General features: G+C 64.7%; 20 protein-coding genes, 1 pseudogene and 1 other annotated feature. Of the genes and pseudogenes, 14 read left to right on the forward strand and 7 right to left on the reverse strand.

What is annotated here, in order from left to right:
• Positions 1 to 109: 109 nt before the first annotated feature.
• Positions 110 to 1,165 carry a D-alanyl-D-alanine carboxypeptidase family protein gene (locus tag K8M09_RS20970; RefSeq protein WP_160788139.1) on the forward strand — a complete coding sequence of 352 codons (1,056 nt, stop codon included), beginning with the start codon at positions 110 to 112 and terminating at the stop codon, positions 1,163 to 1,165.
• Positions 1,166 to 1,180: 15 nt separating this feature from the next.
• On the opposite strand, the gene K8M09_RS20975 is transcribed toward K8M09_RS20970, so the two are convergent.
• Positions 1,181 to 2,077, reverse strand: a complete 897-nt coding sequence (locus tag K8M09_RS20975; RefSeq protein ID WP_160788140.1) for a LysR family transcriptional regulator — start codon at positions 2,075 to 2,077, stop codon at positions 1,181 to 1,183.
• A gap of 67 nt (positions 2,078 to 2,144) precedes the next feature.
• Here K8M09_RS20975 and K8M09_RS20980 point away from each other — a divergent pair, with 67 nt between their 5' ends.
• Positions 2,145 to 4,991 carry an FAD-binding and (Fe-S)-binding domain-containing protein gene (locus K8M09_RS20980; RefSeq protein WP_160788141.1) on the forward strand — a complete coding sequence of 949 codons (2,847 nt, stop codon included), beginning with the start codon at positions 2,145 to 2,147 and terminating at the stop codon, positions 4,989 to 4,991.
• On the opposite strand, the gene corA is transcribed toward K8M09_RS20980, so the two are convergent.
• Both corA and K8M09_RS20990 read right to left on the reverse strand, forming a co-directional pair.
• Positions 4,969 to 5,934 carry a magnesium/cobalt transporter CorA gene (gene corA / locus K8M09_RS20985; RefSeq protein WP_160788142.1) on the reverse strand — a complete coding sequence of 322 codons (966 nt, stop codon included), beginning with the start codon at positions 5,932 to 5,934 and terminating at the stop codon, positions 4,969 to 4,971. The genes K8M09_RS20980 and corA overlap by 23 nt on opposite strands.
• Positions 5,935 to 6,202: 268 nt before the next feature.
• Complete coding sequence (locus tag K8M09_RS20990; RefSeq protein WP_160788143.1) at positions 6,203 to 6,655, reverse strand: hypothetical protein; 453 nt, start codon at positions 6,653 to 6,655, stop codon at positions 6,203 to 6,205.
• Positions 6,656 to 7,149: 494 nt separating this feature from the next.
• Here K8M09_RS20990 and K8M09_RS20995 point away from each other — a divergent pair.
• The 5 genes and pseudogenes from K8M09_RS20995 (at position 7,150) to K8M09_RS21015 (ending at position 12,470) form a co-directional block, all read left to right on the forward strand.
• Positions 7,150 to 8,381, forward strand: a protein-coding gene (locus K8M09_RS20995; RefSeq protein ID WP_160788269.1) for an IS3 family transposase whose coding sequence is annotated in 2 segments (ribosomal slippage) — positions 7,150 to 7,441 and positions 7,441 to 8,381 — 1,233 coding nt in all. Because the reading frame shifts where the segments join, the coding sequence is not laid out codon by codon here.
• Positions 7,434 to 7,550, forward strand: a sequence feature (AL1L pseudoknot). (Overlaps the previous gene by 117 nt.)
• 150 nt (positions 8,382 to 8,531) lie before the next feature.
• Positions 8,532 to 8,744 (forward strand): annotated as a pseudogene (locus K8M09_RS21000) (helix-turn-helix domain-containing protein); the annotation flags it as partial.
• A 118-nt stretch (positions 8,745 to 8,862) separates the two neighbouring features.
• The gene (istA, locus tag K8M09_RS21005) at positions 8,863 to 10,359 is read left to right on the forward strand and encodes an IS21 family transposase (protein ID WP_382379779.1); all 1,497 of its coding nucleotides are present in this window, start codon (positions 8,863 to 8,865) and stop codon (positions 10,357 to 10,359) included.
• A complete protein-coding gene (istB, locus tag K8M09_RS21010) occupies positions 10,356 to 11,114 on the forward strand; it encodes an IS21-like element helper ATPase IstB (RefSeq protein ID WP_229341919.1) in 759 nt (252 codons plus the stop codon). Before istA ends, istB begins: the two co-directional genes overlap by 4 nt.
• A 303-nt stretch (positions 11,115 to 11,417) precedes the next feature.
• Positions 11,418 to 12,470, forward strand: coding sequence for a LacI family DNA-binding transcriptional regulator (locus K8M09_RS21015; protein ID WP_160785909.1), 1,053 nt, complete (start codon positions 11,418 to 11,420; stop codon positions 12,468 to 12,470).
• A 198-nt stretch (positions 12,471 to 12,668) separates the two neighbouring features.
• Here the strand turns inward: K8M09_RS21015 and K8M09_RS21020 are convergent, their stop codons facing one another.
• Positions 12,669 to 12,905: a hypothetical protein gene (locus K8M09_RS21020; protein WP_170299469.1), complete on the reverse strand. Its 237-nt coding sequence runs from the start codon at positions 12,903 to 12,905 to the stop codon at positions 12,669 to 12,671.
• 166 nt (positions 12,906 to 13,071) lie between these two features.
• On the opposite strand from K8M09_RS21020, the gene pncB reads away from it, so the two are divergent.
• On the forward strand, positions 13,072 to 14,376 hold the full coding sequence (gene pncB, locus K8M09_RS21025) for a nicotinate phosphoribosyltransferase (protein WP_160785908.1): 1,305 nt from the start codon (positions 13,072 to 13,074) through the stop codon (positions 14,374 to 14,376).
• A gap of 31 nt (positions 14,377 to 14,407) precedes the next feature.
• Here pncB and K8M09_RS21030 read toward each other — a convergent pair whose 3' ends face one another.
• Both K8M09_RS21030 and K8M09_RS21035 read right to left on the reverse strand, forming a co-directional pair.
• Positions 14,408 to 14,872 carry an RrF2 family transcriptional regulator gene (locus K8M09_RS21030; RefSeq protein ID WP_160785907.1) on the reverse strand — a complete coding sequence of 155 codons (465 nt, stop codon included), beginning with the start codon at positions 14,870 to 14,872 and terminating at the stop codon, positions 14,408 to 14,410.
• A gap of 158 nt (positions 14,873 to 15,030) precedes the next feature.
• Positions 15,031 to 15,348, reverse strand: a complete 318-nt coding sequence (locus K8M09_RS21035; RefSeq protein ID WP_160785906.1) for a hypothetical protein — start codon at positions 15,346 to 15,348, stop codon at positions 15,031 to 15,033.
• Here K8M09_RS21035 and tauA point away from each other — a divergent pair.
• From tauA to K8M09_RS21050, 3 genes are all read left to right on the forward strand, one after another.
• Positions 15,341 to 16,345, forward strand: a complete 1,005-nt coding sequence (gene tauA, locus K8M09_RS21040; protein WP_160785905.1) for a taurine ABC transporter substrate-binding protein — start codon at positions 15,341 to 15,343, stop codon at positions 16,343 to 16,345. The two genes, K8M09_RS21035 and tauA, sit on opposite strands and share 8 nt — an antisense overlap.
• A gap of 90 nt (positions 16,346 to 16,435) precedes the next feature.
• Complete coding sequence (locus K8M09_RS21045; protein WP_160785904.1) at positions 16,436 to 17,242, forward strand: taurine ABC transporter ATP-binding protein; 807 nt, start codon at positions 16,436 to 16,438, stop codon at positions 17,240 to 17,242.
• Complete coding sequence (locus tag K8M09_RS21050) at positions 17,239 to 18,075, forward strand: ABC transporter permease subunit (RefSeq protein ID WP_160785903.1); 837 nt, start codon at positions 17,239 to 17,241, stop codon at positions 18,073 to 18,075. Before K8M09_RS21045 ends, K8M09_RS21050 begins: the two co-directional genes overlap by 4 nt.
• A gap of 3 nt (positions 18,076 to 18,078) precedes the next feature.
• Here the strand turns inward: K8M09_RS21050 and K8M09_RS21055 are convergent, their stop codons facing one another.
• Positions 18,079 to 18,942 (reverse strand): MurR/RpiR family transcriptional regulator, encoded by an 864-nt coding sequence (locus K8M09_RS21055; protein WP_160785902.1) that lies wholly within the window; start codon positions 18,940 to 18,942, stop codon positions 18,079 to 18,081.
• A 428-nt stretch (positions 18,943 to 19,370) separates the two neighbouring features.
• On the opposite strand from K8M09_RS21055, the gene K8M09_RS21060 reads away from it, so the two are divergent.
• From K8M09_RS21060 to K8M09_RS21070, 3 genes are all read left to right on the forward strand, one after another.
• Positions 19,371 to 20,852 carry a M81 family metallopeptidase gene (locus K8M09_RS21060; protein WP_160785901.1) on the forward strand — a complete coding sequence of 494 codons (1,482 nt, stop codon included), beginning with the start codon at positions 19,371 to 19,373 and terminating at the stop codon, positions 20,850 to 20,852.
• A gap of 109 nt (positions 20,853 to 20,961) precedes the next feature.
• Positions 20,962 to 23,559 carry a bifunctional lysylphosphatidylglycerol flippase/synthetase MprF gene (gene mprF / locus K8M09_RS21065; protein ID WP_160785900.1) on the forward strand — a complete coding sequence of 866 codons (2,598 nt, stop codon included), beginning with the start codon at positions 20,962 to 20,964 and terminating at the stop codon, positions 23,557 to 23,559.
• A gap of 2 nt (positions 23,560 to 23,561) precedes the next feature.
• The gene (locus K8M09_RS21070) at positions 23,562 to 24,917 is read left to right on the forward strand and encodes a virulence factor family protein (RefSeq protein ID WP_380734756.1); all 1,356 of its coding nucleotides are present in this window, start codon (positions 23,562 to 23,564) and stop codon (positions 24,915 to 24,917) included.
• Positions 24,918 to 25,031 lie beyond the last annotated feature (114 nt).

Consider the following 25,031-nt stretch of genomic DNA (forward strand, 5'->3'; position numbering starts at 1 on the left):
GACTTGCAGGCGGCCCTCGTGGCCGCCTGCGCCGTTTGGCGCGGGGGCGAATGCTTGAATTTGCCGGGTACATCGTGCCATTAGGACGTCTTCCTCCGGAGAATGGCACATGACCAAAGACACGATGGCCGGACGGCCATGGAAGCAACTGGCGTTCATCGCATCCCTTTTGGCCTCGGCAACGGCGGCGCAGGCGACCCCCGTGCTGGTGGTGGATGCCGACAGCCATCAGGTGCTCTATCAGGAAGATGCCGGCGTGCCGTGGTATCCGGCCTCCACGACCAAGCTGATGTCGGCCTTCGTCGTGTTCGAGGCGCTGCGCGCCGGTGAAGTGACCCTGAAGACGCCCGTCACCATGACGCGCAACGCCACGAAACAGGCCTTTCTGGAATCCGGCCTGACCTTCGGGCGGGTGATGACGCTGGAAGATGCGCTTTTCGCCATGCTCACGGCCTCGGCAAATGATGTCGCCGTGGCGCTCGCGGAGGCTGTCGCGCCGGATGAGAAGGCCTTCGTGCAGCGCATGAACGATGCCGCCACCCGCCTTGGCCTCAACGGCACCCGCTTCACCAATCCCAATGGGCTGTTCGACAAGCAGAACTACACGACCGCGCGCGACCTGGCGCTGCTCGGCATGGAGGTGGACCGGGCGTTCCCCGAATACCGCCGTTTCTTCCAGGCCTCGGCGGTGACGATCGACGGCAAGGAGATCAAGTCCAACAACCAACTGCTGACCCGCTTCAACGGCACGGTCGGCATGAAGACCGGCTTCCTCTGCGCATCGGGGCGAAACTTCGTGGGTCTTGCCGAGCGCAACGAGCGGCGCGTGATGGTCGTCGTGCTGGGCGCGACGACGGAGCGGGAGCGCAACGAGCGCTCCGCACAATTCCTGACGCAGGCCTTCGACGGCAAGCTGCCCGCCGGTGGCGGCAGCGTGGAGAATGTCGCGAACCGGCGTGACGTCGCGCCCGAGGACATGCGTATCCGCCTGTGTACGGACAAGAGCGCCGAATACGAGGCCAGCCGCGACGCGCTCTACCCGATGGGCCTGCCGGGGCACGAGACCTACCTGCAGGATCAGTTGCCGGGCGGCGTCCATGCGATCAGCACCTGGGCCGACGACAAGGCCGTGGACGTGCCGGTTCCCGCCCGCCGGCCGTCGTAAGCGCTGCGCGCCTTTCTAGAGCAGGGCGAGAAAGCGTTCGGCCGCCGGTGAGGCGGGCCGCCGGGCCGGCTGGAGCAGATAGAGGCTGCGCGTGAGGTCGAGGTCGGCGACGGCCACGAAGGCGAGCGCCGGATCGGCGAAGAGCAGCACAGCTTCGCGCGGCAGGAGTGCGACGCCGACGCCGGCGCGCACCAGGGCAAGCTGGGCGACGGTGGAGCGGGCGCTGAGATTGCCGGCGAGGAAGGCTTCCGGCAGGCCGGCATGGCCGGCGAGCAGGCGCTGGGTCCCGGTGTCGCCGTCGAGCTGGATGAGGTCCTGCGGATCGATATCCGCAAGGCGGATGGCTCCCCCGCGAAGCGCCAGCGGATGATCTGCCCGGCAGGCGAGGCCGAACGGGTCGCGGCCGATTTCGACCTGGGCGAGATCCGGCGAAGTTCCCGCCCGGCCGGCAATCGCAAGGTCGAGCACGCCATCGGAAACGAGGGTGGCGAGCCGTTCGGCGATATCGTCGTAAAGCGTGACGGCCACGGCCGGATGCGCCTTGCGGAACGCCGCGAGGGCAGGGGCGACCCGCCCCGAGATCGCCGAGGGCGACGCACCGATGGCGAGCGAGCCATGCGCCAGCCGCGCCCCGCCGCGAAGACGCTGCATCGCCCGGTCCAGCCCCTCCACCAGCGGCCGGGTCTCCTCCAGGAATTGCAGGCCGAGCGCCGTCGGCTGCGGCGGGCGCAGGCGCCGGTCGAAGAGCGCGTGGCCGGCATTCTCCTCCAGTTGCCGCACGGCTTCCGTGAGAGCCGAGGGCACAACGCCGAGCGTTTCGGCCGCCCGTACGAAGGAGCCTTCCTGCCAGATGGCGTGGATGGCCCGCAGATGCCGAAGGTTTATGTTCGAATTATCAGAATTTATCTTCATGATTTTCTAATTCTACGAACATGACTTCCATGGTTCAAGGGGACGCGAGCCTTTGAGAGGAACCCTCATGCAATTTCCGGCGAAGAACCGTATCGACGATCTTGCGGCTGCCCTGCGCGCCGGCGGTTTCAGCGGCGAGATCGAGACGGACAGTGCGCTGCGCGCCGCCATGTCCACCGACAATTCGGTCTACCGCATCGTGCCGGACCTGATCGTCGCGCCGCGCCATGCCGGGGATGTCGTGTGTCTGATGCGTGTGCTGGAGGAGCCGGCCTTCGACGCCATAGCGCTGACCGCCCGCGGCGGCGGCACCGGCACCAACGGCCAGAGCCTCAACAGCGGCGTCGTGATCGATTTCCGCCGGCACATGAACCGGCTTGTCGCCGTCGATGTCGCGGAGCGGTGGGCGGAGGTGGAGCCGGGCATCGTGCTCGACGACCTCAATGACAGGCTCCGGCCACATGGCCTGTTCTTCGCGCCCGAGACCTCGACGTCGACGCGCTGCACCGTCGGTGGCATGGTCTCGACCGACGCCTCCGGCAAGGGATCGCGCGTCTATGGCAAGACCTCGGACAATCTTGCCGGGGTGGAGATCGCGCGCGGGGCGGGCTGTCTCGCCTCGTTCGAGCCGACGCCGGACTGGGCGCGGCCGATGCTGGCGGCCGCCGAGGCCGCGGCCCGCGCCGGGCGGGAGGCTTTTGTCGCCAATACACCGAAGCTCAACCGCCGCTTCACCGGCTACGACCTCGAGCGGGCCTGTCCGCCGGAAGGCGGCTTCGAATGGTGGCGGCTGTTTCCCGGCTCCGAGGGCACGCTCGGCCCGATCACGCGCATCCGCGTGAAGCTCCTTCCCATCGAGCCGGAAAAGCGGCTGATCGTCGTCGGCTTCGACAGTTTCCGCCAGGCGCTGGCGGCCGCAACGCCCCTGATGCAGGACGAGCCGACGGCCATCGAGGTCATGGACGAACGTGTGCAGCAGCTCGCGCAGGAGGCCGGCATTCTCCAGCGTCTGCCGGAAGGGCTGCGCCCGAAGGGCGATGCGCGCGTCGCCTATGTCTTCGTGGAATTCAACGGGTCGGATGCCGGGCTTCTCGAGGCGCGGCTTGCTGCCTGCCGCGCCCGGCTTGCCACGCTGGACGGCGCGGGCGCCGTGCATGTGGCCGCGGACAAGGCGGAAATCCGCGCGCTCTGGGCGATCCGCTCGGCGGGCGTCGGGCTGCTCGGCAAGGTGGATGGCCGGGCGCGGCCGGTCGCCTTCGTGGAGGACTGCGTGGTGCCGCCGGAGAACCTGCCGGCCTTCGTGGACGATTTCCTCGCCCTCATCGCCTCGCACGGTCTTGGCTTCGGCATCTATGGCCATGTGGACGTCGGCTGCCTGCATATCCGTCCCGCGCTCGATATCGATGCGGACGCCGACCGGGAGAAGCTTGTCGCCGTCTCGGATGGCGTCTTCGCGCTGACGCGCAAGCATGGCGGTATCTTCTGGGGCGAGCACGGCAAGGGTGTGCGCGGCGCCTATCTGCGCGAGTGGATCGGCCCGGAGGCCTATGCAGCCCTTCAGGGCGTCAAGGCGGCGTTCGATCCCAAGGCGCGCTTCAACCCCGGCAAGCTGGTGGGCGGCGAGGGCGCGGTGATGGGGATCGCCACCACGCCCTTCCGGCCCTTCAATGCGCCCGAGGGCGACGCGCTGGAAAAGGCCTTCCGCTGCAATGGCAATGCGCAATGCCTGAGCTATCAGGCGACGACGCCGATGTGCCCCTCCTTCAAGGCGAGCGCGGACCTGCGCCATTCGCCGAAAGGCCGCGCCGATGCGCTGCGCGCCTGGAAGACGGCGAAGACGGCGGGCGGGGAGGGTGTCGATGAAGCCGACCTGCTGGGTGTGCTGGACACCTGCCTCGGCTGCAAGGCCTGCGCCTCGACCTGTCCCGTACAGGTGGATATCCCGCAGATGCGCTCCGCCTTTTACTCAGATTACTATGCACGCAATGCGCGTCCGCTGGCCGACCGGCTGACGCTGCTTGCCGAGAGGATGAGCCTGTTTCAGGTGAAGCTGGCGGGCGTGCTGGGGCCGCTCTGGCCGCTGCTGCGCCGCGTCGCAGCGGGCCTGATGGCGGCGGTCGACCTGCCGGAGCGGCTTGCCGGTTCCGTGCCGGGGCTGGAGCGCATCGCGATCGCCGATCTCGGCGGCCCCCTGCCGGAAGGCACGGTTCTCGTCTGGCAGGACTGGTTCACGTCGCTCTTCGACGCGGCGGTGCAGCGGGATGTGGCGGCCGGGCTGCGTGCGCTCGGCTATCGCCCGCTCTTCGTGGAGATGCTGCCGGCCGGCAAGGCCGCGCTTAATCTCGGGGACATGCCGGGCTTTCGCGCCATGGCGGGGCGGCTTGCCGCGGCGCTGGCGCAGGCGGCGCGCTCCGGCGTGCCGATGATCGGCCTCGACCCGGCCTTCGTCATGATGCTGCGGCAGGACTATGCGAAGGCCGGCATCCGCCTGCCGGAGGTGCTTCTGCCGCAAGCGTTCCTGGCCCGCGAGATTGCGGCGGGCAGGGCAATGCCGAGGGCGGCGTCCGGCGCTGAGGCCGTCACGCTGCTCAGCCATTGCACCGAAACGACGGGGGATGCGGGCGCGCGCGCCGGCTGGCAGGCGGTCTTTGCCGCGCTCGGCGTGGAGCTTGCCGCGCCCGAGACCGGCTGCTGCGGCATGGCGGGCCTCTTCGGCCACCAGAAGCGCCATCAGGCCATTTCGAAGAGCCTTTTTGCGCTTTCGTGGGCCGGTCATGTGAAGGACGGCAAGACGGTGGTGGCGACGGGCTTTTCCTGCCGTTGCCAGAGCGAGCGTCTGGCGGAACGGGACGTCCGTCATCCCCTCGGCCTGATCGCCGACCTTCTGGCGGTCAAAGCCAGCCGGCCCGCTTGAAGCGGGCGAAGAGAATGCCGCAGAGGGCGGCGATGACGCCGAGCACGATGAAATAGCCGTAGCGGGTTTCCAGTTCGGGCATGTTGCGGAAGTTCATGCCGTAGAGGCCCGCGATCGCCGTCGGAACCGCCAAGATGGCGGCCCAGGCGGCAAGCTGGCGGGTGATGACGCCCTGGCGCTGCTGTTCGAGCAGGTTGCTCGCCTCGAAGACGGATGTGATGACGTCGCGCAGGCCGGCAATCATCGTCTCCACCCGTTTGACATGGTCGAGCACGTCGCGGAAATAGGGGCGGGCGTTCTCGTCGATGCAGGGCAGGTCCAGATGGGTGAGCCGCCCGGCCACCTCCGCCATCGGCCCGAGCACGCGCTGGAACAGGATCACCTGGCGGCGCATGCGGAAGATGCGGCGGATCTGCTCGCGCTCGAGGAAGGAGATCAGCATGTGTTTTTCGAGCGCAAGAACGCTGTCCTCGATCTTCTCGACCATCGGCAGGTAGCCGTCGACGATGAAGTCGATGATGGCGTGCAGGACATAGTCCGGTCCGTGCCGCAGCATCTGCGGCGATTGCTCCAGCAGGCGGCGCAGTTCCGTATGCGTGCGCGCCGAGCCATGGCGGACCGTGACGATATGATGCCGGCCGACGAAGATGCAAGTTTCGCCATAAACGATCTTGTCGGCCTCAAGATGCGCCGTCTTCACGACGACGAAGAGTTCTTCGCCGTAAACCTCGACCTTCGGCACCTGCCGGCCCCGCAGCGCATCCTCCACAGCGAGCGGATGCAGGCCGAACATCGCCTTGAGCTTGCCCATCTCCTCCTCGGTCGGCTCCGTCAGGCCGATCCAGGCGAAGGCGTTTTCCTCGGCGGCGAAGGGTTCATCCGCAAGCGCAACCTCTTCGGCACGTTTGCCGTCACGGTAGATGTAGGAAGCGACGACGGTCATGGGGCGGCTCTTCGGGGGATAGCGTTGGGCGTGACACAGGCGCATATCTCGCCCGTGGTGGATGAGCAAGCACGACAGCGCGGCCATCCGCCTACGCGCGACAGATAGCTGCCAAATAACTCGAGAGAGCGCGGCCGGGGCTGTTGCGCAGCCGCTATTTGCCTCTGTGTTGCTCAGCGGGATTTATTACGCCTGGTGCTGTTGTTGCAGATGTTCGCAAGACCCATGTTGCGTTCAGGAATTTACGTCGAAGGTCAGCGTTGGCTAGCTATGGTGTGAGCAGCACCCAAATGACCGCAGCAATACAAGCCGCTAAAACCGGCAGATAAGGGATGCAAACAAACGGTCGTTTCATTGTTTGCCACAACTTCGCGTCAGCTTGATACTCAGTGTATTTTCTGCCCCAACTGCTGTGGACTTGAAAGGGCGCTATCGTGCTGGAATCCGCTTCACCGCGGAAGACACCTTCTAGCAGACGGATGCGATCAGAATAGCACCATTGGAAATTCTTCCAAATTCCCTCCAATACCCAAACGCAAAGACATGCAAGCCCCGTGGCGAGCAGTAGACCGATGGACTGGTCCCTGATCCCCAAGCCTAGCCCCGCCGAGAGAAGCGGTACAAGCCAACCTTTCATTGAGATGATACGGCCGTCGATAGCTTCGTAATTTGTCTGCAGTATCGCGTATTCCGCACGAAGATCGTCTCGAGTTTCGGCCATATCCCCTCCTCTGAACTACCTAATTTTGCAGTTTATTCCGATGTGGTGAGCGCGAGTCTGTACCTCGTTTGGTTGTGTATCGTAGCTTGATGGAGTAAATTTGCAATGTATGAGAGTGGTCATGCTCACCCCTAGAGTCTCAATGTATGATGGCGATCTAAGAATTGTGGGGAGGCTGCAACAATCTTGCTGATAAGATCGCCGTCAAGGATGATGAGCTCTGTCCCATGAGCTTGGCGCGATGTGGAGCATGGTCCGATCCAACGGTTGCAAGCGGACGACAGGGATGATGATCTGCTTGAGTGCCGACGGCTCAAGCGTGGACTTACACACGTCGATCCAGATCGTTGACCAGAACCGTTACATTTCAGACGGACTGACGAGCGTGACTTCTCGTTGGCGAATTGAAGCGGCCCACTTCATGGGAGGGTAAAACGGTGGTTGTGAACCGCCCCGGCTTTGCCGGAGACCCCAACTCGTGAGAAGTAGGGTCTATGACAAGCAAGACGACGAACAAATTTTCTTCTGAAGTCCGCGCCCGCGCCGTTCGAATGGTGGCCGATCATGAAGCCGAACATCCTTCCCGGTGGGCGGCTGTATCTTCCATAGCGGCCAAGATCGGTTGCTCGGCGCATACGCTCAATGAATGGGTGAAGAAGGCCGAGGTCGACAGCGGCAAGCGTGCAGGTTTGCCGAGTGACGTGGCGGAGAAGATAAAGGCTTTGGAGCGGGAGAACCGGGAGCTTCGTCAGGCGAATGAGATTTTACGCAAGGCCTCTGCGTATTTTGCCCAGGCGGAGCTCGACCGCCCACTGAAGCGATGATTTCCTTCATCGATGCACACCGCTCGGTGCTCGGGGTCGAGCCGATCTGCAGGCTGCTGCCGATTGCCCCGTCCACCTACTATGAGGTCGTTGCCAAACGCACGGACGTGGACCGCCTATCGGCCCGCACCCGACGCGACATGGCCCTGAAGATCGAGATACGCCGGGTGTTCAACGAGAACTTCCAGGTCTATGGCGTGCGCAAAGTCTGGCGGCAGTTGCAGCGAGAAGGTTACGACGTTGCCCGCTGCACCGTCGCTCGGCTTATGAGAATGATGGGGCTTCAAGGCGTCATTCGCGGCAAGCCAGTCAAAACCACCGTGTCGGACAAGTCCGCTCCATGCCCGCTAGACCGGGTGAACCGACAGTTCTTCGCTCCCGCGCCGAACATGCTGTGGTTATCCGATTTCACCTATGTCGCGACTTGGCAGGGCTTCGTTTACGTGGCCTTCGTCATTGATGCCTTCGCTCGCCGTATCGTGGGTTGGCGGGCAAGCCGGGCGGCCCATGCGGGCTTTTTGCTTGATGCCCTCGACCAGGCGCTTCATGATCGGCGGCCCGTCAAACGCAGTGGGCTGGTTCATCATTCCGACCGCGGCTCGCAATACGTATCCATTCGCTATTCCGAACGGCTGGCGGAGGCAGGCATCGAGCCGTCTGTCGGAAGCGTTGGTGATAGTTACGACAATGCTCTCGCCGAAACGATCAACGGTCTTTACAAGGCCGAGGTCATCCATCGGCGAGGACCATGGCGCAACTTCGAAGCCGTGGAGTTCGCCACGCTCGAATGGGTCGATTGGTTCAACAACCGCCGCCTTCTGGAGCCCATCGGCAACATACCGCCAGCCGAGGCCGAAGAACGATACTACGCCATGCTGGACGCACCAGCCATGGCCGCATAACTTAAGCCAAACGGTCTCCGGTAAAGCCGGGGCGGTTCAGTTGGTTCCATAATTTAGCTTATGCGATCCATCGGTGTAGCCGGGTGGGTTCAAGTTTGAAGTGCGACTTGCGAATGATGCCAATGGGTTATCAACCGCAAGGACGCTGCCATGAAACGCACCTACTCCCACATAGACCTAAATGAACGCCGCAGGATCGCCCGCTGGCGTCATGCTGGTCTGAGTATTGACACCATCGCGGAGAAGCTTGGACGCCATCGCTCGACGATTTTCCGTGAGGTCCGGCGCAACGTTTACATCGACAAGGAATGGCCGGAACTGAGCGGCTATCATTGCGTGACCGCGCATGACATGGCCTGTGAGAGCGGCGGTGCAAAAGTCGGCCACGGTAGCGGCGGCATAATGCTGCTGCGGGCGGAGTAAAATCCGGCCACCTATTTCCTTTCTGCAATGATCGCAGGAGGGACAGGGGATCTACACCGTGGAACTTTATTTGAGGGTTCGCCTGGCTGTTTCGGAAGGGATGAAGCAGCGTCAGGCCGCGAAGCATTTCAACATCTCGCGAGAGACCGTGGCCAAGATGTTGGCCTATTCGACACCACCCGGCTATCAGCGTCGATCACCGATCCGGCGTCCGAAGCTGGATGCGTTTGTTTCGACGATCGAGCATTGGCTCGACGAAGATCTGAAGATGCCGCTAAAGCAACGCCATACTGCCAAGCGTGTGTTCGACCGCCTGCGTGATGAGTGCGGTTTCACCGGCGGCTACACGATCATCAAGGACTACATACGCGAGCGGGATCAGCGTCGGCAGGAGGTGTTCGTGCCGTTGTCGCATCCGCCCGGCCATGCGCAGGCCGACTTTGGCGAGGCGACGGTGGTGATCGGCGGCGTCGAGCAAAAGGCGCGTTTCTTCGTGCTGGATCTGCCGCATAGCGACGGCTGCTACGTGCGGGCCTATCCTGCGGCGGTGGCCGAGGCCTGGGTCGACGGCCACATCCATGCATTCGCCTTCTTCGGGGCCGTGCCGCAGTCGATCGTCTATGACAATGACCGTTGCCTGGTGGCCAAGATCCTGCCCGACGGCACACGCAAGCGGGCGGCGTTGTTCAGCGGCTTCCTGTCCCACTACCTGATCCGGGATCGCTATGGCCGTCCGGGAAAGGGCAACGATAAAGGGAATGTCGAGGGACTCGTCGGTTATGCCCGACGTAATTTTATGGTGCCGATCCCGCAGTTTGCGACATGGGATGCGTTCAACGCCTTTCTGGAAGAGCAGTGCCGCAAACGCCAGCGCGACAAGCTGCGCGGTGAGAGTGAGACAATCGGGGAGCGGCTACAGCGTGATCTGGCGGCCATGCGTCCGTTACCGGCGTCTCCCTTCGATGCCTGCGACCAGGCCAGCGCCAGGGTGACAGCCCAGTCGCTGGTGCGCTACAAGACCAACGACTATTCCGTACCGGTCGCCTATGGCCATCAGGACGTCTGGGTCCGGGGCTATGTCAATGAGGTGGTGATCGGCTGCCGCGGCGAGATCATTGCCCGTCATCCGCGATGCTGGGAACGGGAAGACGTCGTCTTCGATCCCGTTCATTATCTGCCGCTGATCGAGCAGAAGATCAATGCGCTGGATCAGGCGGCTCCACTCCAGGGCTGGAACCTGCCGGACGAGTTCGCGACGCTGCGCCGCCTGATGGAAGGCCGCATGGCAAAGCATGGCCGACGGGAATACGTGCAGGTTCTGCGCCTGCTGGAGAGCTTCGACCTTGCGGACCTGCATGCGGCCGTGAAGCAGGCGATACAGCTCGGTGCGATCGGCTTCGATGCGGTCAAGCATCTGATCCTGTGCCGGGTCGAGCGCCGGCCACCGCGGTTGGATCTGTCGATCTATCCCTACCTGCCGCGGGCGACGGTCGAGAAGACCTCAGCGAAAGCGTATATGCGCCTCCTGTCGTCTGATGCGGGAGAGGCGGCATGAGCACCGAAGCACCCGACATCCTGCTCGCCCACTATCTCAAGACCCTGAAGCTGCCGACCTTCCAGCGCGAGCACCAGAAGCTGGCCCGGTTATGCGCCACCGAAGGCGTCGATCATGTCGGATACCTGTTCCGGCTTGCCGAACGGGAGATGATCGAACGGGACCGCCGCAAGGTCGAACGTCGGATCAAGGCGGCTAAATTCCCGATCGTCAAAAGCCTCGACAGCTTCGACTTCACAGCCATCCCCAAGCTGAACAAGATGCAGGTGCTGGAACTGGCCCGCTGTGAATGGATCGAGCGCCGGGAGAACGTCATTGCGCTGGGCCCGAGCGGCACGGGTAAGACGCATGTCGCGCTCGGTCTCGGCCTGGCCGCGTGCCAGAAAGGCCTGTCCGTCGGGTTCACGACAGCGGCCGCCCTGGTCAGCGAGATGATGGAGGCCCGCGACGAACGGCGTCTTCTTCGGTTCCAGAAACAGATGGCCGGCTACAAGCTGCTCATCATCGACGAGCTGGGCTTTGTGCCGCTGTCAAAGACCGGCGCGGAATTGCTGTTCGAGCTGATCTCGCAACGCTACGAGCGCGGGGCCACCCTGATCACCAGCAATCTTCCATTTGACGAATGGACGGAAACCCTGGGGTCCGAACGATTGACCGGCGCTCTGCTCGATCGCGTTACCCACCACGTCAACATCCTCGAGATGAACGGCGACAGCTATCGCCTCGCTCAAAGTCGAGCCCGAAAGGCCGGCTAAAACTACTCTCAAAAAATCGCCGCGCCGGCCTGAGACCCCCGCTCGGGCTACGCCCTCCCGGCCGTCTCAGGCCGGCGCCACAGTGGCCGACTTTTGCTCCGCCCCGTGGCCGGTTTTTACTCCGCCGTTGACACCGGCCGGTGACGGTTTCTGCTCTTCGGATGGCAGGCGTGGAAATGGTCGAGGCGCTGTTCGCACCGGCGTTCCATGCTATCTAGACGTGATGAATTTTGCGGCAGGCACAATGGGCCTGCTTTAAGAGAACAGCGCTCACGGCTTCACGCGAGCGAATGACAACGGCGGATGGAAGGCGTAGGTTCACCCTTGGTTGCAGGTAAGGAAAGAACTGGCGGAAAGGCGCGCGGCATCGCACGGCGGGCGACGTTGTCCGACGTTGCCGCGGAGGCCGGGGTTTCGACGGCCGTCGTCAGCTATGTTCTCAACGGCGGGCCGCGCAATGTATCGGAAACCACGCGGATAGCCGTCGAACAGGCGATGGAGAAGTTGAATTACCGGCGCAATCCTGTTGCGAGCGCGTTGACGGCGGGGCGTTCGAACCTCGTCGGGCTTCTGGTGCCGGACCAGTCCAACCCTTTCTTTGCCGAACTTGCCGGTGAATTTGAAAGAGAAGGGCGTGCTCGGGGTTATCTGACGATGCTGGGCAACACATCGCATGACGCCTCGATCGAGCTGGATTATGTGCGCGCCCTTGCGGACTGGCGGGTCCGGGCCGTTTTCGTAGCCAGCGTGAACGAGCACGAATTCGTGGTCGATGGTTGCCCGATCATCTACGTTCATTCTGCCCCGGCCAAGAGCCGGCTGACCGCGGCGCTGTTCGACGATTTCGGCGGGGGGATTACGGCCACGCGGCATCTGATCGCTCATGGCTACGAAGATATCCATTGTCTGGCGGGGCCAAGCGACTTCGGCCCGTTCGGACATCGCCGGCGCGGCTGGGAGGCGGCGATGAGCGAGGCCGGCCTGTCGACAAAGGGGCGCGTACACTATGTCGCCGCGTCCCGATTGGAGGCGGCAAGGCAGATTCGTGACCTGATGATGGGCGACCGTTGTCCGCGAGCGATTTTCTCGACAAGCGACGAACAGGCTCTGTCGGTGCTCAGGGCAGCGGCCGAGGCAGGTAAAAGCATCCCGGGCGATGTCGCGCTGGTTGGGTTCGACGGCATAGCCGAGGCGCTTCAGGGCAGACCCCGCATAACGACCATCGCCCTTCCCCTGCGCCGGCTCGCGGTCGAGGTTTTCAACGCCATAGAGGATTGCGGCTCGACTGACCGGCGGCACGAACCGCTGCAGGGCCAATTGACGATAGGCGAAACCTGCGGCTGCCAAGTGGCGTGAAGCGCATTAGGTCCTTTTCAACGCCAGGACCCGGTTGATGTGCCGTTGCCGCTCGCTTAGCGTGGACGTAGTATCTCCTAGTGCTTCCCGATAAGCGGTGACACGCTTCTATAAACCGTTCGCCGGAAGGACTGGACCTGGTGACACAATCATCGATACGGCATCACCTTTGCCATGCGGCATTCCTGCCGCCTATCATTACAACGTCTGCGGTGCGATGAACTGATAGTAGGCCCAGGCGAGCACGATCACCGCGGCGACGGCGAGCCAGAGTAGCCTTTTTTTCGGACCCGACGCGGCAGGCTTGTTTTCCTGCTTCGGCTTCCGTGGCTCGAATTTCAGAACATTGTTGTCGTTCAAGGCGTCCTCCGTGGCATTGCGAGACGGTGAAAGTTCTGCGGCCTGCTCATGGCGGCCCTGCTCTTCGAAAATCACGGGGCTTCTATCATGGCTGACCGCCTGCCGGAAGTTCGACCTATCCTGTCGGGGGCATGGATGGCCCATTCGGCTTGCAATCGGCGTTTCGATCAACGAGGCTGCGGGCCTGCCGGCCGCTTGCGGGCGGGAAAGGCTGAAGGACAGCATCGAAGCAGGAGCAGGCATGGCCGTCAACGATATCGCGACCCGTACCTACGACCACAATTTCCGGCTCGACCCGATCGTGCGCAGCCTGCTCGACACGGATTTCTACAAGCTGCTGATGCTCCAGATGATCCGGCAGCTTCATCCCGATGTGAACGCTACCTTTTCGCTGATCAACCGCACGAAGAGCGTGCGGCTGGCCGATATCATCGACGAGGGGGAGCTGCGTGCGCAGCTCGACCATGCCCGCAGCGTGCGTTTCACCAAGAAGGAATTAATCTGGCTTGCCGGCAACAGCTTCTATGGCCGCGCGCGCATGTTCGGCCCGGATTTCATCGCCTGGCTCGCGGCCTTCCAGCTACCGGAATACGACCTGCGCAAGGTGGATGGGCAGTATGAGCTGCATTTCGACGGACCGTGGACGCATACGTCCATGTGGGAGATTCCGGCGCTTGCGATCATCAACGAAATGAAGTCGCGCGCGGCGATGCGCGACCGGGGGCGTTTTGCGCTCGATGTGCTCTATGCCCGCGCCAAGGCGCGGCTCTGGGAGAAGGTGGAGCGGTTGCGGCAGTTGCCCGATCTGGTCATTTCCGACTTCGGCACGCGGCGGCGGCATGGCTTCCTCTGGCAGCGCTGGTGCGTGGAGGCGCTGAAGGAGGGGCTTGGAGAGCGCTTTATCGGCACCTCCAACGTGCTGCTCGCCATGGATGCCGATCTCGAGGCGATCGGCACTAATGCGCATGAACTGCCAATGGTCGCCGCTGCGCTCGCGGACGGCGACGAGGCGCTGGCGCGCGCGCCCTATCAGGTGCTGGAGGAGTGGCGGCAGCACTATAACGGCAACCTGCTGATTGCCCTGCCCGATGCTTTCGGCACCACCGCTTTCCTCGCCCAAGCGCCGGACTGGGTGGCGGACTGGACCGGCTTTCGCCCGGACAGCGCGCCGCCGATTGCCGGCGGCGAACAGATCATCGCGTGGTGGCGCGGCAAGGGGCGCGATCCGCGTGAAAAACTGCTGATCTTTTCCGATGGCATGGATGTCGACACGATCGAGGAGACCTACCGGCATTTCCATGGCCGCGTGCGCATGAGCTTCGGCTGGGGCACCAATCTTACCAACGATTTCCGCGGCTGCGACCCGGATGGCGGGACGCGCCTCGATCCGATCTCGCTGGTCTGCAAGGTGACGAGCGCCAATGGCCGCCCGGCCGTCAAGCTCTCGGATAATCCCCTGAAGGCGACCGGCGCGCCGGCGGAAATCGAACGCTATCGCCGCGTCTTCGGCATCGAGGGGCAGAAGGCGATTCCCGTGCAGGTGTGAGGTTGGCCTGCCGCGCGGCAGGTCATTCGCCTCAGCCGGCGCGCTGTTCCAGCGCCTCGTCCTCGATCATGGCGGATGCCCCGGGCACGGCGACGAACTGTTCGAGCGTCATTGTGTCGAGGATCGAGGCGATGGCGTCGCGCACCTCGGTCATCGCCCGGCGGACCTGACAGCCTTCCGGATCGGCGCAGTCCTCGCAGGCCTCGTAGGCCGTGCGGCTTGCGCAGCGGATCGGCGCAAGCGGCCCGTCGAGCACGCGGATGGCGTGGCCGATGCGGATCTCGGAGGCGGGATGCGACAGCGAATAGCCGCCGCCCGGCCCCTTCTTCGAGCGCAGCATGCCGGCATTGCGCAGCTCGAGAAGGATCGTGTCGAGGAATTTCTTCGGAATATTGTTGCGCAGCGCGATTTCGCTGACGAAGGCCGTTTCACCCGGGGCGAGGCGCGCGAGGTCCACGAGGGCCTTCAGTCCGTATTTTCCCTTTTTCGTCAGCATTCCGGTCTGCTTTCCATAGGCGTGTGCGGCGGCATGGACGCGGTTGCGCCCGGCAATTCTCACCATCGTCTTCGGGAAGATCGGGCGGCTTGCCCTGTCGGGCGCTGCCGATTGATTCGAGGCAACGAAGTGCGAAAAAACATATAAAAACAGTATAATTACTTTGAGCTTACGACTGCAAGGAAATTGGCCGGCTTTCGTCGTCTTTTCATGCCGAAAAGCAAGTATTCCTTGCGGATGGCAGCATTTTTGTCACGGGATTTGCGTTCGTAGCCGCTCAAGGCGACGAATCCGCGCCGTGCAACCTGCCGGGCGGCCCGTTTCACGCTCCTCCTGCAAAACGCAAAACCAATCGCTGCCGGCCTGCGGAATTGAGGCGAATATTTCTCTACTAAATTTACCGAATATATAGCCTTGAAGTCCGGCCCGCCGCAGATCGCCGGGCGACGGCAACTTGAGGAGACGACAATGACCATTACCCGCAGAACCCTGCTGGCCGCCACCGCCGCCCTTGCCATGGCCGCCTCGTTCGGCGCAGCCCATGCCGGCGACGTGACGCTCAATATCGGCTACCAGCCGATCGTCGAGCCGTCGCGCGTGCCTCAGGCCGATGGCACCTATGAGAAGGTGACGGGGGCCAAGATCAACTGGCAGAAATTCGACGGCGGCGCGGATGTGATCGCCGCGATTGCATCCGGTTCGCTCGATATCGGCTATGTCGGCTCCTCGCCGCTGGCCGCTGCCGCCAGCCGTGAGCTGCCCATCGAGACGATCTTCGTCGTCGGCCTCATCAGCGAGGCGGAAGCGCTTGCGGTGAAATCCGTCGAGAAGCCGGAAGACCTTGCCGGCAAGAAGATCGCCACGCCCTTCGTCTCCACCGCGCATTACAGCCTGCTGACGGCGCTGAAGCACTGGAACGTCGATCCCAAGTCCGTCGAAATCCTCAACCTGCGCCCGCCGGAAATCGCGGCGGCCTGGCAGCGCGGCGATATCGACGGCGCCTATGTCTGGGATCCGGTTCTGGCCGAACTGAAGAAGGACGGCAAGGTGCTGGCGACGTCCGCCGACGTCGCCGACTGGGGCGGCCCGACCTTCGACGCCTGGATCGTCAGCAAGAAATTCGCCGAGGAGCACCCGGACGTCGTGACGGCCTTCGTGAAGGTGACCGGCGAGGCGACGGCGGCCTACCGCGCCGACCCCGAGGCATGGAGCGCCACCTCGCCCGAGGCCGAGAAGATCGCCCGCCTGACCGGCGCCAGGCAGGAAGAGGTGCCGGCGCTCCTCAAGGGCTACATCTTCCCGACACTGGAAGAGCAGGCCGGCGAGGCGCTGCTCGGCGGCGGTACGGTGAAGGCGGTTGCCGACACCTCCGCCTTCCTGCTGGAGCAGGGCAAGATCCCGGCGGCGCTGTCCGACTACAAGCCCTACGTTTCCACTCGCTGGGTCAGCGACGCGAGCAAGCTCGCCTACTGACCTCGCCCCTCGCGGCGGAGGCGGCCCGGCGGCGCGCGAGCGCTGCCGGGTCGTCGCCGGACCGGACGACAAGATTTGCCTGGAGGCCCCATGAGCATCCTTACATTCCGCAACGTCTCGCTGCGCTATCCGCCGGGTGCGGGGCGCAGCGCCGCGCGTGAAAAGCGCGTTCTCGAAGGCATCGACCTGCAGGTCGCCTCGGACGAGCTTGTCACCATCATCGGGCGCTCCGGTTCGGGCAAGACGAGCCTGCTCAATCTGGCGGCCGGTTTCATCGCGCCGACGGCGGGCGCGATCACCGTGGATGGCGCGCCCGTGCAGGGGCCTGCGGCGGACCGCGCGGTCGTCTTCCAGGACGATGCGCTCTATCCCTGGCTCGATGCGCGCGACAACATCGCCTTTCCCCTCAAGCTGAAGGGGCTTTCCATCGCCGCGCGCCGCGCGCGCGCCGATGCGCTTCTGGAGCGGGTCGGGCTTGCCGGGGCCGGCGACCGGCGCATCTGGGAGCTTTCCGGCGGCATGCGCCAGCGGGTCGGTATCGCCCGGGCGCTCGCGGCCGAGCCGCGCTTCCTGCTGCTGGACGAGCCGCTCGGCGCGCTCGATGCGCTGACGCGCACGCGCATGCAGGACTTCCTGCTGCGCATCAAGGCGGAAAGCCGCGCTGGCGCGCTTCTCATCACCCACAGCATCGAGGAGGCGCTGCTGCTCGGCACGCGCATTCTGGTGCTCTCGCCCAATCCGGGGCGGCTGACGGCGGAGATCGAAGCCGGTTTCAGCGCGGAAATTCTGGCCGGTGCGTCGATTGCCGCGGTGAAGGAGACGCCGCTCTTCAAGCGTATGCATGCCGGGCTGACCGGCCTCATCCATTCCGGCGCCGAAGAGGAGCTTGCCGCATGACGTTCTCCGCCGATATCGAAGCCCTGCCGCAGCGGATCGAGACCGAGCCGGCCGCCCGCGCTCCCACGCCCCTTCCCGTCCCCGTTATCTCGGCCATCACGGTCGCGGCGATCATCGCTCTCTGGGGCCTCGCCTCGGCCTATGCGCTGGTCTCGCCGGTTTTCTTGCCCTCCCCGCGGCAGGTGGCGATCGCCGCCTACAATCTCGCGGTCAAAGGCTTCGTGGATGCGACGCTCGCCGAGCATGTCGGCGCCAGCCTCTACCGCATCTTCGGCGCGTTGATCGCCTCCGTCGCGATCGGCATTCCGGCGGGCATCGCCATCGGCACCAGCCGTATCGGCCGGGGCATTCTCGATCCCATCGTGGAGTTCCTGCGGCCGCTGCCGCCCCTTGCCTATCTGCCGCTCGTCATCATCTGGGCGGGTATCGGCGAAGCCTCGAAGATCACCGTCATCGCGCTTTCCATGCTGCCGTCGATCATCCTGTCGACCTCGGCCGGCGTGCGCTCCGTGTCGAAGGATCACGTCAATGCGGCGCGTTCGCTCGGCGCGAGCAAGCGACAGGTCCTCACGGAGGTCGTGCTGCCGAGCGCCGTGCCGTCCATCCTCACGGGCATCCGCATTGCGCTCGGCGCGGGCTGGACGACGCTGGTGGCGGCCGAACTGGTCGCGGCGACAAGCGGCATCGGCTTCATGATCCAGTCGGCGGCGCAGTTCCTCGTCACGGATATCGTGATCGCCGGCATCGTCGTCATCGCCCTGATCGCGATCCTGCTGGAATATGTCGCCCGGCAGATCGAGCGGCGACTGGTGCCCTGGGCGTTCCAGCGCTGACGGTCAGTCGCCCAGAAGCTGCCGGTCGTCGCCGTCGCGGCGGCTGACCAGTTCCTCCTTGATGGCGCGCAGCGTCTTCAGCGATTTCGGCCGGTCGGCATAGGCGACGAGGTTCGCCAGCATGTCGATGATCGCGAGACAGGCATAGCGTGTCGCGGTGGGGCGGAAGATGTTCGAGCCCTCCGGCAGGTCCACGGCGATAACCACATCCGCCGCCGCTGCGACGGGCGATCCGCCCTGGGTGACGACGATGGTCGGCGCGCCGTGCCGGCGCGCCAGTTCCAGGCAATGGACGAGGGCCGGGTCGCGCCCGGTGAAGGAGGAACCGAAGACCACCGTGCCCGGCTGCACAGCGGCCGCCAGCATCGCGTTCATATTGTGGTCGTTCGAGGCGTGGATGCGGCATCCCAGCCGAAAAAGCCGGTTGTGCAGCTCGTTGACGATCATGGCCGAATTGCCGCTCGCCCCGAAAGCCTGGATGAAGCTGGCCCCGCCCAGCAGCCGGGCCGCCGTTTCCAGCGCGGCAAGGTCGAGCTGGCCGTGCATCTGGAACAGGGCGTTCTGCGCCTTGGCGACGATGTCGCGGGCGACGTCGCCCGGTGTTTCCGCCGCCACATCCGGCTTGACGTAACGCAGGCCCACATAGGCAAGCTTGGCGAGCTGCACCTTGAAATCCGGAAATCCCTTGCAGCCCAGCCGGCGGCAGAACCGCGTGACGGTGGGCGGCGAGACGCCGGCGCGCGTGGCAAGCGCGCCGATGGAGGCGTTCGTCACGAAGTCCACGTCGTCGAGCGCGATCTGCGCAAGCTTCCTGTCGAGGCCGGACAGCCTGCCGTCCTCGTCCGACAACGCATGAAACAGGTCCATCGGGTTCCTCCGCCCTTGACGCGGGCCATATGCGTGAAAATGAATTTCTCCATGGCTTTCATATCATGGACGGGAAAGCCATCAAGAGGCGTGGGCAAGGCGGCTTCCCTCGCCTTGTTTTCCGGCTGACCTCCCGTCGGATCAAAAATATTTTCGCGCGTCGGCGCTGTAAAACAGCCTGTTTCGGTGCGGCTTGTGAAAACTCCGACCATTGCACGGTTGCCGATTTTCATGCCTCCCTCGGATCTCCGGCATTCGGGGCTGCGCCGGATGAAAATCCTGCCGGAAAAACGCCCCTGAAAAACGGCCGGCCTGGCGCATGGCGGACCATGGCCGATATGTTGACTTTTCAGGCGATTGTCGCATGTTCAGGAAAATCGTTTACATGGCTGCGGCATACGGCACGCACCCTGATAGGGAATGGACACATGCGCATCTTCACGGCTTCCCTCGCGACCGAGACCAACACCTTTTCCCCCGTTCCCACGGATATGAATTCCTTCAAGGCGGCGTTCTATGCCGGCCCGGGCGAGCATCCCGATACGCCGACGCTCTGCTCCTCGGTGGTGCCGATCCTGCGCCATCGCGGCCGGGCGGAAGGGTTCACCGTCATCGAGGGCACATCCTGCTGGGCGGAACCGGCGGGCCTCATCCAGCGCCAGACCTACGAGACCCTGCGCGACCGGATCCTCGACGAACTCAAGGCGGCCCTGCCCGTGGATGCGGTGGTCCTCGGCCTGCACGGCGCGATGGTGGCGCAGGGCTATGACGACCCGGAGGGCGATTTCCTCGCCCGTATCCGCGAAATGGTCGGTCCCAAGGTCCTGATCGCCGTCGAGTTCGACCCGCATAGCCACCTCACCGCCAAGCGCGTCGCCAATCTCGATATCATGGCGGCCTTCCTCGAATTTCCGCACACGGATTTCGAGGAACGCGGCGAGCATGTGGTGGAACTGGCGTTGCGCACCCTGAAGGGGGAGATCAAGCCGGTCGTTTCCACCTTCGACTGCCGCATGATCACCATCTACCCGACGAGCCGCGAGCCGATGCGCTCCTATGTCGACCGCCTGAAGGCGATGGAAGGCCGCGACGGCATTCTTTCCGTCTCCGTCATCCACGGTTTCATGGCTGGCGATGTGCCGGAGATGGGCACGCGTATCGTGGTCGTCACGGATGGCGACAAGGCGAAGGGCGACGCGCTGGCCGAAAAGCTGGGCCATGAACTCTACGGTCTGCGCAGGCAGACCGCCATGCCGATGCTCGACACGGAATCCGGCCTCGACCGGGCGGCGGCGGTGCGCGCCGGGCGGCCGGACAAGCCGGTCGTCATCGCCGACGTCTGGGACAATCCCGGCGGCGGTGTCGCGGGCGACGCCACCTTCATCCTGCGCCGGATGATCGAGCGCGGTTTGCAGGATGTCGCGGTCGCCACCATCTGGGACCCCATCGCCGTTTCCTTCTGCCATGCGGCAGGGCAAGGCGCGGAACTGGCCCTGCGCTTCGGCGGCAAGTCCGGCCCGGAAGGCGGCGAGCCGCTGGACCTGCGCGTTACGGTTCAGGCGGTCTTCGACGCCGGCTGGCAGAGCTTCCGCAACAGCCGCGTGACGCTCGGCGCGGCGGCCGTGGTGCGTCCGCTCGGCACGACCATCGATATCGTGCTGATCACCAGCCGCACCCAGACCTATGAGCCGGATATCTTCTCCAACCAGGGCGTGGACTTCACGAAAAAGGCCTTCCTGCTGGTGAAGTCGACCAACCATTTCCATGCCGGTTTCCAGCCCATCTCCTCCGAGATCGTCTATGTCGCGGCCCCGACCTCCTATCCGACGGACCCGGCCACCACGGCCTATCGCAAGGCGCGGCTCGACCTGTGGCCGCGCGTTGCCGATCCGCTCGGTCTGGAGGGCTGATCCTGCGCTTTCACCGCGCGCGGCAATTTTTTGAATTGAGGCGAAAAGCGTCCGAGATTTGCCACATCCCGGGCTAGGATGCGGCCATTGCCTCAGCGCGGGTCGGAACATGTCGGATGAGAAGAGTGCGGTTGTCGAAGATCGGGCCTCGCATGTTGTCCGGTTGCTCCTGACCTACAGGCTCTACATCCTCGGTGCGGCGAGCCTTCTCGTCTTCGCGCTCGTTGCATTCGGCATCTACCGGCTGACCGATGAGGTGCGTTACGACGAGGTGCTCGCTGCGCTTGCGGATACGCCCTGGAGCGCCATGGTCCTTGCCGCGCTGTTCACCGGCCTCAGCTTCGTCGCCCTGATCCTCTACGATTCCAACGCGCTCGATCATATCGGCCGCCGCCTGCCCTTCCCCTCCGTCGCGGTAACGGCCTTCATCGCTTATGCAGTGGGCAATACGGTCGGCTTCGGGCCGCTCAGCGGCGGCGCGATCCGCTTTCGCGCCTATTCGCGCCTCGGCCTTTCGCCGGGCGAGATCGCGCGCGTCATCGCCTTCGTCACGCTGTCCTTCGGCCTTGGCCTTCTGTCCGTCAGCGCGCTCGCCACGCTTGCCGTCGCCCCGCGCGTTGCGGGCATCCTCGGCGTGGACCCGCTGTGGCTGCGCGCCCTCGCCGCCCTTGTCCTTCTCGTGCTGGCCGGCCTGTTCTATATGGGGCGCAACGGGCGGGTCATCGGGATCGGCGGTTTCAGCCTGCGCCTGCCGGACAGTCGCACGGCATCGCGCCAGTTCCTCGTCTCGGCCTTCGATATCGCCGCAGCCGCCTCCGTGCTCTACGTGCTCCTGCCGGAAACCCATGTCGGCTGGCCGACCTTCCTCGCCGTCTACGCCGTGGCCATCGGCTTCGGCGTGCTGAGCCATGTGCCGGCGGGCCTCGGCGTCTTCGAGGCGGTCGTCATGGCGGGTCTTTCCAACGCCATCGGCATCGACCAGCTTCTCGGCAGCCTCGTGCTCTACCGGTTGATCTACTATGTCCTGCCGCTGCTGCTGGCGACCGTGCTGCTGCTCGTCACCGAAATGCGCCAGCTCGTGCTGAAACCCCAGGTCGCCGATGCGGCGCAGCTTGCCGGCAAGCTGGCTCCGGCGCTGATCGCCACGCTCGCGCTGGTGCTGGGCGTCATGCTGATTTTCTCGAGCGTGGTGCCCTCGCCCGATTCCGATCTCGACTTCCTCTCCACCTATCTGCCGCTGCCCATCGTCGAGGGCGCGCATTTCCTGTCCAGCCTGCTCGGGCTTCTGCTGATCGTGGCGGCGCGCGGTCTCGGCCAGCGGCTGGACGGCGCCTGGTGGGTGGCGCTCGCGGGGGCCTCGGTGGCCTTCGCCTTCGCGTTCCTGAAGGCCATCGCCGTCTTCGAGGCGGGCCTGCTCGCGCTCCTCATCGTGGCGCTGCTGGTGAATGCGCGGGCCTTCGACCGGCATAGCTCGCTCTTCAAACAGGCGCTCGGGCCATCCTGGCTTGCGGCCATCGCCGTCGTGCTGGCGACCGCCTTCGTCATCCTGCTCTTTGTCTACCGCGATACGGAATATGCCCATGAGCTGTGGTGGCAGTTCGAGTTTTCCGAGGAAGCGCCGCGCGGCCTGCGCGCGCTGCTCGGCCTCTGCATCGCCGCCTCCGCGCTCGCGCTTTCCAGCCTGCTGCGGCCCGCGCATTTCCGCACCGACGCTCCCGCGGCGGCCGAGCTGGAACAGGCGGTCGCCGTCACGATGGCGCAGGACGGCGCGGATGCCAATCTGGTGCGGATGGGCGACAAGCGGCTGCTGTTCTCGCCCTCCGGCCGTTCCTACATCATGTACGGCATCCATGGCCGGTCATGGATCGCGCTCGCCGATCCCGTCGGCATCGAGGAGGAATTCGCGGAGCTTGTCTGGCAGTTCGCCGCCACGGCCCGCACCGGCGGCGGCCGGGCCGCCTTTTACCAGATATCGCCCGCGCTGCTGGCCGCCTGTGCGGATGTCGGCCTCCGGGCCTTCAAGCTCGGCGAAATCGCGCTGATCGACCTTGTGCATTTCGACATGAAGGGCAGCCGCTTCGCCAACCTGCGGCAATCGGCCAGCCGCGGCCTTCGCGATGGCCTTGCCTTTTCCGTCGCCCGGCCGGAGGAGCTGGGGCCGATCGTTGCGGATCTGCGCGCCGTATCCGATGGCTGGCTCGCCCACCACAACGCAAAGGAAAAGACGTTCTCGCTGGGCGCGTTCGAGGAGGGATACGTGCTCTCGCAGCCCGTCGCCGTCGTGCGGCTCGAAGGGCGGATTGTCGCTTTCGCCACGCTGATGGTGACGGACACGAAAGCGGAGGCGACGGTGGACCTGATGCGCTTCGCCTCGGACGCGCCGAAGGGCACGATGGATTTCCTCTTCGTCGGCATTCTCGATTATCTGAAGGCCCAGGGCTACCGGCAGTTCAACCTCGGCATGGCGCCGCTGTCCGGCATGGCGCGGCGCGAGGCGGCCCCGGTCTGGGACCGCGTCGGCGGCGCGCTCTTCGAGCACGGCGAGCGCTTCTACAATTTCAAGGGCCTGCGTGCCTTCAAGTCGAAGTTCCACCCGCGCTGGGAGCCGCGTTACCTCGCGGTCTCCAATGGCACGGGCGCGGCGCTCGCGCTGATGGACGTGACCTTTCTCATCGGCGGCGGCGTCAAAGGGGTGATTTCCAAATGAACATGTTGCATCGCATGGCCGTGGCCGGGCTGCTCGCCGGCCTTTTGCCGCTCTCTGCCGCCGCCAAAGCGCCGCGCTTCGACATGGGCATGATCCCCGGCGGCCATGTCCTGCTGCCGGAGGATACGCCCGAGGCCAACATCTTCCTGATCTCGGACGCCGGCGGATGGGGCGCGCAGGAAGACCGGCAGGCGGCCGAGTTGGTGGACAAGGGGGCGGCGGTGATCGGCATCGATTTTCCGGCCTATCTCAAGGCCCTGCAGGCGGACGACGGCGAATGCGTCTACATGATCTCGGATATCGAGTCGGTCGCCCAGCAGGTGCAGCGCGCGACGGGGGCGACACGTTACAGCCCGCCCATCGTCGCCGGTATCGGCGAAGGCGGCGCTCTGGCGCTGGCCATGATCGCGCAAAGCCCGGCGGCGACGATCGGCGAAGCCATCGCCGTCGATCCCGAGGCCGGCATTCCCCTCGATAAGGTCCTGTGTACGCCCGCCACCAAAACCACCGTGGCCGGCCGCACGGTCTACGGCCTCACCGACGGCCCGCTGCCGGCTGCCGTGACGGTGCTGCTGACCGACAAGGCGCCGCAGGCGGGGCGCGACCATGCGGTGGCGCTCAAACAGGTGCATGGCGATATCGACGTGCGGGACGTTGCCGCGCCGGCGGCCGATGCCCTGTCGCAGGCGCTCGCCGACCGGGTGGACGCGGCCGGCGATACCGATACGCCCCTCGGCCTGCCGCTCACCGTTCTCAAGGCAAAGCCCGCGCTCGATACGATGGCGGTGGTCTATTCCGGCGACGGTGGCTGGCGCGATATCGACAAGCAGGTGGCGGGGGCGCTGCAGGAGCGCGGCATTCCCGTCGTCGGCGTGGATTCGCTGCGTTACTTCTGGTCCGAGCGCAAGCCGCAGGAAACGGCCGATGACCTTGCGCGTATCATCGAGGCTTTCCGCAAGGAGTGGAATGTCAGGCATGTGCTGCTCGTCGGCTATTCCTTCGGTGCGGACATTCTGCCGGCGACCTACAATCGCCTTGCCGCCGCCGACAGGGCGCGCGTGCCGCAGGTCACGCTGATGGCGCTCTCCCATCAGGTCGACTACGAGATTTCCGTCAGCGGTTGGCTCGGCGTTGCCGGCGCGGGGGCCGGGGGCGATCCGGTCAACGATATTGCGAAGATCGAGCCGGGCCGGGTGCAATGCATCTACGGCTCGGACGAGGACGACGACCCCTGCCCTACGCTGAAGGCTTCCGGCGTGGAATCCATCTCCATCGACGGCGGGCATCACTTCGACGGCGATTACGAGGCCCTTGCGGAGCGCATCGTGACGGGCCTCAAGCGGCGGCTTGCGCAGTAACGGCTCCCGCAATGGCAAGTCTTGCATTTTTGTTGTCGACACGATGGGGCGAATATCGCTAGGAATCGCCGTCAGGTCCGGCGTTTCGCCGGGCAGAACGCGAGGAGAGTCGAG

The sequence above is a fragment of the Shinella zoogloeoides genome, from assembly GCF_020883495.1.
In the GTDB taxonomy this organism is placed as follows: domain Bacteria; phylum Pseudomonadota; class Alphaproteobacteria; order Rhizobiales; family Rhizobiaceae; genus Shinella; species Shinella zoogloeoides.

Coding starts and splice junctions, on each gene's coding strand:
- K8M09_RS20970 (WP_160788139.1), top strand. CDS start 110: ATGACCAAAGACACGATGGCCGGACGGCCATGGAAGCAACTGGCGTTC.
- K8M09_RS20975 (WP_160788140.1), bottom strand. CDS start 2,077: ATGAAGATAAATTCTGATAATTCGAACATAAACCTTCGGCATCTGCGG.
- K8M09_RS20980 (WP_160788141.1), top strand. CDS start 2,145: ATGCAATTTCCGGCGAAGAACCGTATCGACGATCTTGCGGCTGCCCTG.
- corA (WP_160788142.1), bottom strand. CDS start 5,934: ATGACCGTCGTCGCTTCCTACATCTACCGTGACGGCAAACGTGCCGAA.
- K8M09_RS20990 (WP_160788143.1), bottom strand. CDS start 6,655: ATGGCCGAAACTCGAGACGATCTTCGTGCGGAATACGCGATACTGCAG.
- istB (WP_229341919.1), top strand. CDS start 10,356: ATGAGCACCGAAGCACCCGACATCCTGCTCGCCCACTATCTCAAGACC.
- K8M09_RS21015 (WP_160785909.1), top strand. CDS start 11,418: ATGGAAGGCGTAGGTTCACCCTTGGTTGCAGGTAAGGAAAGAACTGGC.
- pncB (WP_160785908.1), top strand. CDS start 13,072: ATGGCCGTCAACGATATCGCGACCCGTACCTACGACCACAATTTCCGG.
- K8M09_RS21030 (WP_160785907.1), bottom strand. CDS start 14,872: ATGCTGACGAAAAAGGGAAAATACGGACTGAAGGCCCTCGTGGACCTC.
- tauA (WP_160785905.1), top strand. CDS start 15,341: ATGACCATTACCCGCAGAACCCTGCTGGCCGCCACCGCCGCCCTTGCC.
- K8M09_RS21035 (WP_160785906.1), bottom strand. CDS start 15,348: ATGGTCATTGTCGTCTCCTCAAGTTGCCGTCGCCCGGCGATCTGCGGC.
- K8M09_RS21045 (WP_160785904.1), top strand. CDS start 16,436: ATGAGCATCCTTACATTCCGCAACGTCTCGCTGCGCTATCCGCCGGGT.
- K8M09_RS21050 (WP_160785903.1), top strand. CDS start 17,239: ATGACGTTCTCCGCCGATATCGAAGCCCTGCCGCAGCGGATCGAGACC.
- K8M09_RS21055 (WP_160785902.1), bottom strand. CDS start 18,942: ATGGACCTGTTTCATGCGTTGTCGGACGAGGACGGCAGGCTGTCCGGC.
- K8M09_RS21060 (WP_160785901.1), top strand. CDS start 19,371: ATGCGCATCTTCACGGCTTCCCTCGCGACCGAGACCAACACCTTTTCC.
- mprF (WP_160785900.1), top strand. CDS start 20,962: ATGTCGGATGAGAAGAGTGCGGTTGTCGAAGATCGGGCCTCGCATGTT.
- K8M09_RS21070 (WP_380734756.1), top strand. CDS start 23,562: ATGTTGCATCGCATGGCCGTGGCCGGGCTGCTCGCCGGCCTTTTGCCG.